The sequence below is a fragment of the Haloarchaeobius iranensis genome, assembly GCF_900103505.1.
GTDB classification, from domain to species: domain Archaea; phylum Halobacteriota; class Halobacteria; order Halobacteriales; family Natrialbaceae; genus Haloarchaeobius; species Haloarchaeobius iranensis.
Genome location: NZ_FNIA01000046.1, coordinates 1 through 8,647, shown reverse-complemented (window position 1 = coordinate 8,647; position 8,647 = coordinate 1). Strand labels below are relative to the sequence as shown.

Here is an 8,647-nt window from a genome sequence, read left to right as displayed (position 1 = left end):
TCAAACGACTTGCAGAGCGCGGATGGGCCGGGGAACTCGCCGCGCTCGAGAACGAGCGCGGCTCGTACCCGCTCCATCTCCTCGGCCCAGTCGAGGACTTCTTGGAGCGTTGCGTCCATGTGAAGCCGGAGAAAGTGCAGGACGGCGTGCTTCCAGCCGGCAACCCCGTTGCCGGCTGGATGGCTGATCTGCATTAGCGCAGCATCAGTAAGTTTTCGTGCTATCGAGACAGCTTGTTTAACGAAGCGGAAGAGGACCTTTTGCACAACTGTACTCTCCCGCTTCACTTCCAACGTTCTGACGACTCGTCCCGACGCCGTCCGTGGATTCAATAGAGCCGAGTGGAACAGTTCAGTGAGTTAGGGATCACTAGCCCAGATGAGATTACCGAAGAACGGCGTGCCGAACTCGAAGCCCTCCCTGGAGCCTCGTCATGGCACGTGGACCGGTGGATTGCTCATCGACAGGCTTTCGAAAACGATGAGGTCGTGATTCTAAACAAGTCCGCCTTCAACGACCTTCACGATACGGAGCCTCTCCTCTTGGACATAGAAACGGACCTTCAGCAGGATCGGATCTGGCTGGTCGGCACCTACAGTTACCAGAACGATGCGTACCGACAATTCTTCGATCCGGACGACGAGTCAGCACTCCTTCAGGAACTGTCTGAGTACCTTAATGATCATGGCTCCGAGCCAATCATCTACTACGGAGGGAACTACTTCGACGAACAGTGTCTCAGTCGGAGATTCGACGAACACGGCATCACCGAGGGGATTGACCATCTGGAGCGAGCACACGACCTCGGAATTTCTGCCCAACAGGAACTCTTCGGGCCCTTCAACCGGCATAAATTGGACGTCGTAGCGAGTGCACTCGGCTTTGAGTATCAAGACCCGACCGTCGATGGATTTGTGGTCGGGAGCAAGTACACACGATATCTCCTCGACGGCGAAGAACCAGACTGGGATCGACTCAAACAGTACAATAACGACGATGTAACCGCGCTGAGAACAATCGTCGATCACATCAGATCGTAGTCTCGGGGAATATGCGGGGCCGTCAGCAGAGATGTCATTACGTAAGTGAAATATCACCAAGGGTTGAAGCAGTCTTAACCAACAATAGAGGTGTGTTCTCCCGTCAGCGGTGAACAAAGCAATCCAGTCGTCCACCGCCGATTCCGGGGCGGCCAGTCGATGGGCACCAAGTCGCGACGAGGACACGTCGCCCCACACGCCCGACCTCATTGGCGCGCCGGCCGTCGACGCTCAGTACCGCGCCGGCGATACCCTCGGCGAGACCCACACGAAAACCCCCCAGGCCCGAACACTTCCCCGGTTGACGACCTACGCCGAGAGGTACGACATCCCGGTGCTCGTTACGCGAAACGAACGAAACGAATTCACCGAGCCAGTCGCGACGGTCACCGACCATCACCTGGAGTGCGAGCAGACCCGGATTGGGTCACGGATCGTCGGCAAGGACTTCGAGACGCTCGTCTATCCCGTCGACGACAGGCGTACTACCAGACGACGTTCACGTACTGGCGGCAGCTGTTCGCAACACGCGCCACGCAGGTCGGCGTGGATCTTGGTCGCCTGCTTCGGCTACCAGGGGTTCAGCAACGCGAAGTTCGCCCGCATCGAGTGTCACGAAGCGACCAACGCGTTCGCTCGGGAGATTCTGCTGACGGCGAAACAGCGGCTAGAAGCCGGTGGCTGGCGGGTCGTCCACGGTATCGTCGACTCCATGTGGGTGACGCCGGACCCTGACGTCGACGACGAGGACCGCGAGGACCTCCAGACGCTCGCGACGGAAATCACGGAACGCGTCGAGATTCGGCTCGAACACGAAGCCCATTACGACTGGGTGGCGTTCGTGCCGCAGCGCGAGAGCGACGCCGGCGCGCTGACGAAGTACTTCGGGAAGGTCGCCGGCGAGGACGACTTCAAGATCAGAGGCATCGAAGCCCGGCAGCGCTCGACCCCGCCGTTCATCGAGGACGTCCACCCGGGACTGTCTCGAACGGTTCGACGCGACTCGGTCGCCTAACGCGGTACTCAATCGTCTTCAGGACGCCGTCACGCGTCTCCATGCTGGAACGGTCCCAGTCGAGTACCTCGTCGAACGGAATCGTGTCTCCAAGCCGCTGGAGGGGTACACGCAGAACACTCAGAACGTGGCGGCCCTGAAACGGGCTCACGACCAGGACCTCGCCGTACATCCCGGTCAGGATATCGAGTACGTAGTCGTCGACGACGAGAAGACCTCTCGAGAACGGGTCGCCCTCGCCCACGAGGAGATCGAGACCTACGACGCCTCGTACTATGAGACGCAGCTCGTTCGAGCTGTCGAGAGCGTGCTGTCACCACTCGGCTGGGATCGGACTGAAATTCAGCGGAAACTCGCCACGATGGAAACCGCCACGTTGGGTTCATTCGAGCCCACCAGCGATATGTCGTAGCCGACTGACCCGCCATCCAACGTTTTCGTTGTGGATTTCAACCATTCCGATAGTTAATGTAGCTGATTCGAATAGTGCCTATTCTTCCATCAATTGCGGACGTACCCGGGGGTGGGTGACGAACGGCTAACAATCTGACCGTAGCTACCCAAGCGTCTGCTGGTCGTTCAGCCAGTTCTTCGCGAGCTCGTTGAAATCGACCGCATCGAACCGAGAGACAGCCTCAAGCACCTCAATAGCCGTCGAAGGCTCGACGCGGAGTTCGAACGTGTACGCCTCGCCGCCGACAGAGCCGGAGGCGGATTTCCGTGCGCGGATTATACTCAACATATCGAGTTCGATGAGATGGTCACGCATCCGACGTTGAGCCAAGCGGTCGGCGTCAATGTGATCCGAGAGAGATCTATAGACGTCATAGACATCACGAGTCCGAATCTCGGAATAGCCCGCGAGTTCCAGAATCGTCACTGCTGCCAGCGCAAGGTGACCCTGCGTCGTGAGCTGCTCCATCCCCTCGATGATGAGTTCTCGCTCAGCTTCGCCCTGGGCCGTTCGGACGTGCTGTTCGTTGACGCGGGCATCACCCTCGGATTCGGCGATTGCGGCAGCTTTTCGGAGGTACTTGATTGCTTGGCGGGCGCTCCCTTTGTCCTGTGCGGCGTACGCTGCACAGAGCGGAATTACCTCGTCGGTCAGGACGTCTGAATCGATACGGAGGAGCGTGCAATCGGTTCGATCAACGTCCTTTTCGTCGAAGGGCTTGGCAAGTGAGCCGTCGTCGTCCTCTAAATCGATATTGATCTCAAGCTCCTCGCCTTTCGGTGTCTCATAGACGAGCGATGTTTGTCGGAACGCCTTGCTCGCACGGCGGGAGAGGATGTCGCGGAGTTCGTTCGCGTCGTAGGGCGCAAAGAAAATTGAGTCGTCGTAGAGGCTATCCTTCGCGGCAGGGTCGAGATTATCACGCCACTGGAGGTCGTTGCTGATGCCGATTATCGACGGATAGACGTCGTCATTGACGTAGTCCTTGTCGCGTGCTCGAGGGAGGGAGTAGAGGATTTTGTCGTCCGTTCCGAGATTGTCGATTTCGTCGAGGACGATGATTATGGTCCCCCCGATCTCGTTCATCGCGTCCCAGAGATGGTCGAGCACCTTCTGCATCGGATGTCCATTGGGGTTCTCGCCTCCGATTTCCTCGCAGAGTCCACACGCGAGGGTGTAACTCGAGGAGATTCCCTCACAGGAGAAGAACACCGTTGTCAGGTCGAGATTCTGAGCGTCAGCAAACGCTTCTAGTTCAGCCAGCTCTGCCTTCGCGGCCGCCGTCTTCCCCTGACCAGCCTTTCCCGAGAGGAACGTGTTCTCGGCGCCGGCGCCACGGGCGGCAGGCTTCAACGAACGCCGGAGCTTCAGGATTTCGTCCTGTCGCTCCGGCAGCGTCGTCGGTGTGTGACCCTCTTTCAGGTAGTCCTCGCCGCCGACCGCAAAGATTTCCGAGGTCGTCGAGTACGGGGACGAGTCCATCGTGCGTACGTCGTGTGGTCTACCCACATAAACCCCCGTGTCCGTAATGTCCGCCTTGTCCGAATAACCCCCCACCTCGTCCGGAATTATCTGAGTTTCGTTGGCACTATGGTATTGAGAATAGTGGAACTACCCACACTTTTGGCTTTGAGAGGATGTTGGTCGCTTCAGTTTCACGGTTGGACAGAGGCTCACCCGGGCCCCCGGGGTCGTCCGCAATTATTCAGGGAATCGTGGGGAGGGGGATAGTTCGGTTATACCGACTGATTTTTGGAGGGATTGTTACTCTAGTGCGGTTGGTATGGGCTGCTGCTATACCCATATTATAAATTTTTCTATTAAGAGTAGTAAGTAGTAGGTAGAAGACTCAATCCGCTGGTTTAGACTGGCAATATTATTTATTTATTTATATGCTACAGTCGTTTTGTTGCTTGAGCCTCGAGACACTTCTTCCGTGAAATTGCGGACGCCCCCGGGGGCGGGGGTTAGGTTCGTTTCCTCTTTTTCCCGAAGCTGGAATGGACGTGTTCCATCAGACCTACGTGGGGACAGCAGGCGCCGTGTCGTAGGAGGTAGTGAACGGTATATCGAGGAGACTGAACACTAAAGCGAGTGTCGGGCTTCACCGCCGCCCACGATGGGGTGGGGAACTCGCCCTCTCCAGTTACAGAGGATCCCCCCTTCTACACTTCGTGGGTGAATTGCGGACGCCCCCGGGGGTGGGGGACTGTGGAGTCAAGTTGCTCGATGAGTATCGTCAGCAGTGTCGAAGTGTTAATCTCCGGTATTTAGGATGGGGAGGGCTTAGTGAATTTTCGACTCAACCGAGCACAGATTTCCTCATATTTCGAACACTCCTACTCAAGAACTTGTACACTAACGTCGTCCACCTCAAGTCGTAACGCTTCTTCTTTGTTTCCACGATCGTACAACCATTTCACCTCAACTGTCCAGCCTGTGGGTGTTCGTCTCGCGTTAACGCTACCTGAGCCCTCAACATGGTCAGGTGGTTCGATCGAATTCCCTTCGGTGAGTATCTTGATGAGACGGCCATCATCAACATCAGTAGTGAACCCTTCAGCCCATTCCTCACCAAACTCGACGCGTACTCTCTGCACTCCGGTAATTCCCCATTCGTCTCCTTGGCTGCGATCAACGCACATAACGGTTGTACGAAAGCTCGGGGTTTGATTCTTTTCGGTCAAGAAATGTCAGACTCTATATTTTGTGTTAGACGATCATCTTTGTTTGGCGGTGAGCAGTCGTTCTTTCATACTCTATGCTGGATATTGATTTGCACCCTACACCACTGTTTCCTGAGCTTTGGTGAGTTGAAAGGGGCAACACACCACCGTTTCCTAAGCTACCGAAGCAATACATCACCATCTCCTAAGCTTTCTATGGCGATCTCGCTCCAACACTACTTGTCTGGATTGACCGGGCCCTTGTACTGAGAACGAATCTTCTCTCCCTCCCGCCACTGCCAGTAGTAGTAGCGATTATCGTTGATCTCCTTGATCGTGATCGTCGCTTTGGCAGGAACGTCATCCGGGAGATCGTCCGGTCGCTCTTCGACCACTTCTTGATCTGCCGACTCCTCGAGACGGGTCTCTCGTTCCTTGTGCTCGGCGAGCGCCTCAGCGTACGTCGCAACGTCTCGGAGCTGCTCCGCGCTCGACTCGTTGAGCGTGTTGACGATCTCCGTCGGGAGGTTCGCCGGTGGGGTCGGAGGTTCGTGGGACATCGGCTACTCTCGTGTTAACCAACACGACCCACGAGTCCATAGTTTTGTTGGTTAAGACGATGGAGACGACTCTCGTGCCTGCTGACTGTAACACTACTCGAAACTTCTTTATATACAAGTTTCGTACTATGTTACACCGTGCTCCGGCGGATCGAACTGGAGGTCCTCGCCACGGTCGACCGCGGCGACACGATCTCTGAGCTCGCGACGAAGCTCGACCACAGCGAAAGTTACCTCTCTCGTGCTGTCGCCGACCTCGTGGTGAAGGGGCTCGTGTACACGGAACGCGACGGGCGGCGAAAACGAGTCGTCCCGTCGGACGCTCGTGCCGTCGAACTCTACCAGGACCTCGTTCGTCAGCACTCCCACATTGACTTCCCCGAGCTACTGACCGGCAAGGCACTCGAGGTGCTGTACTACCTCGACCAGCCGCGAACCGTTTCCGAAATCGCCGACCGGAGCGACAACTACCGCAACACGGTCAACCGCGTCCTCAAGCGGTTTCGCGACCGTGGGCTCGTCGGGACGGCCGACGGCCGCTATGAGTTCAACGCCGACTTCGACCGCCTCCACGGGTTCGCCCGTGAACTCGCACACCATCTGCATCGCCACCGCCTCGAAGCCGTCGCCCCGAAGGGCACGATTCTCTGGGAGGACTACGACGAATTCCTCGCCCAGACCGAGACGGAGATCGAGGCAGAGGCGTTCCACGAAACCGGCCTCGCTCGATTCGCGGCCTTCGACCTCCAGTTCCTGCTCACCGGCCATCGCTACTACGTCTACTCCGAGGAACTTGACGAAGTCTCGCCGGCGGAGCTCTGCTGTCACACGCTGCTGATCGACGACGGCAGCCGCCACCGCTCGTACTGTCTCCTCCTGCTCAGCCACGTCGACGTCAACGAAGAGGATATCCGAGAGCAGGCGGTGAAGTACGGACTTGAAGACGTGATCGACGCGCTACTTCAGTACCTCGAGACACACGGCGAAGTTGACGACAAGCGGTTACCGGAGTGGGACGAGTTCCAGGAACTGGCGGCTGACTACGAGGTGCGACTTTTCTGAGCCTGCACTTCGCCCCCAATCGTGTCGTCTGGTTGCGTCAGTTTGGATCGTAGGGATTCGTCGCTGATTCGAGCCGATAGACGTCCTCGACAGCGTCGAAGTCATCATCGAACGCATACAGGTAGCCGAGCCCTTCGGTTTGCATATACGCGACAATGCAGGCGTCGACGAACGAGAGTGGTTCGTGTTGGCGAAAGAGGGCCTTCCCCGTCGCGAGGGCGTTGGTGGTGAGTGAGTCGATGTGGAAGCGGGCGTTTTCTTCGATGCGATCGAGAAGATCGACAGCTGCGTCGTGGCCGGCGTGGGTCGTGAGGCCGTTCAGCGTCTCGGCGAGAACGTAATCGAGGACGACTGCCTCAGGGAGCGTTCCATTATCGATGCCGTGGAGCACCGGGAGTGCGGCATCGTGTGAATTATCTCGCTTGTACGCGGCTGCAAACAGGACCGATGTATCGATGAGTGCGCGGGGCATTTACTCGACATCGACGCCCCAGGCGTCGTGATCGCTGGTCACATCGGTTGCGTCCTCACCAGCGTAGCCGTCGAAATCAGCGAACGTGCCCGTCTGCTGTTGGATGACTTGCACCCGGATACTCCCGTCATCTTCGAGATGCCAGCGGAGCTGATCACCGTCGTCGATATCGAGTTCACGTCGGATCCGGGCGGGGATGTTTGCCTGATTTCCAGACACCTTGCTTTCGGCGTCGATTCTGTCGCTGCTCATATCTCCGGGTAGGTGACCAGCCGTGAAAAGTCTAGTGTGCCGCCACACTACCCCGTAGCATAAACCAACCACAGTCGGTACGCCGGTGTCTCAGCGGCCGATGGTACCCTGGCGCGTGACCGGCGCGTCGGGGTTGATGTTGAATGCGACGATGGTGGCGTCCTCGGTTGCAGTGACGGCCACGTCGTCGTCGCCGGTCACGAGTGCGCTCTCGGTGTGCCCGACCGTCTCCTCACCGACCTCGACGGCCCCGTCGAACACGTACAGGTAGGTGTGCCTGCCCGCTCGCGACGGAAGCGAGGTCGTGGCGCCAGCGGCGAGTCGACAGTCGTAGAAGTCGACGTCATTACGAACGTACAGCGGAGCGTCGGTCCCCTCGGGACCGAACAGGTGCCGCCATTCGCCGGCGACCGGGTCGGGAATCGGCTCGTGCTGGATGCCCGGCTCAAGGTCCAACCTGTGCGGGCGGAGGAAGATCTGGAGCATCCGTAGTGGTGGGTCGTCGGCGAGCGTCTCCTCGGCGTGCCAGAAGCCGCTCCCGGCGTTCATCACCATCAGGTGGTCGGAATCGGTGACGAGTTCGTTGCCTTGGCGGTCGTCGTGGCGCATCACGCCTTCGGGAACCCAGGAAATGATCTCCTCGTTGCGGTGCTGGTGCATCCGGATCAGGGTCCCCGGGTCCATAAACGACTCGACGACGGTCGCTAGCGGCCCGTAGCCGTGGTCGTCGTGGCCGGGGACGGCCCGTCCAGGGAAGTTGAAGTGGATCGGCTGTGTTGAATCGCCATAAGGCGGTGGATTTCACTGTTTGACGGCACGCTTGATGTTGTAGACGACACACATCAGAGCGATTTCTCGGAACTCGCGGAACCAGGAACGCGCTCGCACGGCGAAGCCGAGCGAGCGCTTGACAGCCGAGTTCACGGTCTCGGTCATAGAGCGCTGATTGTAGCGCTGTTCGTCGATTCTGGCGTTATGCGCGTGATCAGACGGTGCGAAGATGCGATGTTTGATGAGCGGGCGAATCCCGAGGTCACGAAGGGATTCGCGGAGCGACTGCTTGTCATAGCCTTTATCGGCGGCAAGCGACCGCAGATCGCCCGCATTCCGGCGGGCGATCTGCTCG

8 protein-coding genes and 4 pseudogenes are annotated in these 8,647 nt (G+C 58.1%); 4 read left to right on the top strand and 8 right to left on the bottom strand.

The genetic code is table 11. The features are described from left to right. A pseudogene (locus tag BLT27_RS18480) lies at positions 1-266 on the bottom strand (IS5/IS1182 family transposase); the annotation flags it as partial. 75 nt (positions 267-341) lie between these two features. Here BLT27_RS18480 and BLT27_RS18475 point away from each other — a divergent pair. The 3 genes and pseudogenes from BLT27_RS18475 to BLT27_RS18465 form a co-directional block, all read left to right on the top strand. Further along, the gene (locus BLT27_RS18475; protein WP_217639190.1) at positions 342-1,040 is read left to right on the top strand and encodes a ribonuclease H-like domain-containing protein; all 699 of its coding nucleotides are present in this window, start codon (positions 342-344) and stop codon (positions 1,038-1,040) included. Positions 1,041-1,131: 91 nt separating this feature from the next. After that, a pseudogene (locus BLT27_RS20295) lies at positions 1,132-1,592 on the top strand (hypothetical protein); the annotation flags it as partial. Then, positions 1,588-2,467: pseudogene (locus tag BLT27_RS18465) on the top strand (DNA polymerase domain-containing protein); the annotation flags it as partial. The pseudogenes BLT27_RS20295 and BLT27_RS18465, both read left to right, overlap by 5 nt. 144 nt (positions 2,468-2,611) lie before the next feature. On the opposite strand, the gene BLT27_RS18460 reads toward BLT27_RS18465, so the two are convergent. The 3 genes from BLT27_RS18460 to BLT27_RS18450 form a co-directional block, all read right to left on the bottom strand. Next, positions 2,612-3,991, bottom strand: coding sequence for a Cdc6/Cdc18 family protein (locus BLT27_RS18460; protein WP_089736556.1), 1,380 nt, complete (start codon positions 3,989-3,991; stop codon positions 2,612-2,614). An 857-nt stretch (positions 3,992-4,848) separates the two neighbouring features. Continuing rightward, positions 4,849-5,154 carry a hypothetical protein gene (locus BLT27_RS18455; RefSeq protein WP_089736552.1) on the bottom strand — a complete coding sequence of 102 codons (306 nt, stop codon included), beginning with the start codon at positions 5,152-5,154 and terminating at the stop codon, positions 4,849-4,851. Positions 5,155-5,411: 257 nt separating this feature from the next. After that, positions 5,412-5,735 carry a DUF6788 family protein gene (locus tag BLT27_RS18450; RefSeq protein ID WP_089736550.1) on the bottom strand — a complete coding sequence of 108 codons (324 nt, stop codon included), beginning with the start codon at positions 5,733-5,735 and terminating at the stop codon, positions 5,412-5,414. A gap of 138 nt (positions 5,736-5,873) precedes the next feature. On the opposite strand from BLT27_RS18450, the gene BLT27_RS18445 reads away from it, so the two are divergent. Then, entirely contained in the window at positions 5,874-6,797 is a 924-nt protein-coding gene (locus tag BLT27_RS18445) for a helix-turn-helix transcriptional regulator (RefSeq protein WP_089736548.1), read from the top strand. A gap of 37 nt (positions 6,798-6,834) precedes the next feature. Here the strand turns inward: BLT27_RS18445 and BLT27_RS18440 are convergent, their stop codons facing one another. The 4 genes and pseudogenes from BLT27_RS18440 to BLT27_RS18425 form a co-directional block, all read right to left on the bottom strand. Then, entirely contained in the window at positions 6,835-7,269 is a 435-nt protein-coding gene (locus tag BLT27_RS18440) for a PIN domain-containing protein (protein WP_089736546.1), read from the bottom strand. Continuing rightward, entirely contained in the window at positions 7,270-7,521 is a 252-nt protein-coding gene (locus tag BLT27_RS18435) for an AbrB/MazE/SpoVT family DNA-binding domain-containing protein (RefSeq protein ID WP_089736544.1), read from the bottom strand. It abuts the gene before it with no gap. Positions 7,522-7,611: 90 nt separating this feature from the next. Continuing rightward, positions 7,612-8,286, bottom strand: a pseudogene (locus BLT27_RS18430) (pirin family protein); the annotation flags it as partial. Positions 8,287-8,322: 36 nt separating this feature from the next. Further along, positions 8,323-8,647, bottom strand: a 325-nt coding sequence (locus BLT27_RS18425; protein ID WP_139172421.1) for a transposase, incomplete at its 5' end; no start/stop codon positions are given.